This is a genomic window from Faecalicatena contorta (assembly GCF_001404335.1).
GTDB classification, from domain to species: Bacteria; Bacillota; Clostridia; order Lachnospirales; family Lachnospiraceae; genus Faecalicatena; species Faecalicatena contortus_B.
Genome location: NZ_CYZU01000134.1, coordinates 1 through 422 on the forward strand (window position 1 = coordinate 1; position 422 = coordinate 422).

A 422-nucleotide genomic window follows, 5' to 3' on the forward strand; every position below is an offset into this window, starting at 1 on the left:
CTTCTAAACCAATTATTGCCGCCAGCTCCTCAATCACTGGAAACGCTTTACTATTCATGTATCTGCACCCCGCATCTATGAGGGCATCGTACTTGTTTGGGTTAATACCTCTTACTACTCTCCATTTACTCATTTACAAAATCCTCCATCTGGTATACAATAAAGTTGATTGTTTATCTGAGTGCTTACGCCTTGCCGGGCTTATGTAAGCGCTCTTTTTTATTTGATCTGGTCAAGTATTTGAAACTTAAACCCGATCCGCTCTATATCCTCTGCGGACAAAATTTTGCCTTCCTCCGGCCTGCCGTTGAGTTTAAAAACAAGTGCCCTCTGGCCGACCTCCTGAATGAACATCTGCCGGTTTATTGGGATCTTTACACTGAGCAGTGCTGTCATGATATCCGCTGTTGAAGCGTGTCCTA

Annotated in this window: 1 protein-coding gene; it reads right to left on the reverse strand. The window is 43.8% G+C overall.

Annotation, left to right across the window (positions count from 1 at the left end):
• Nucleotides 1-219 precede the first annotated feature (219 nt).
• Nucleotides 220-422, reverse strand: a 203-nt coding sequence (locus ARB69_RS26385; RefSeq protein WP_157355764.1) for an STIV orfB116 family protein, incomplete at its 5' end; no start/stop codon positions are given.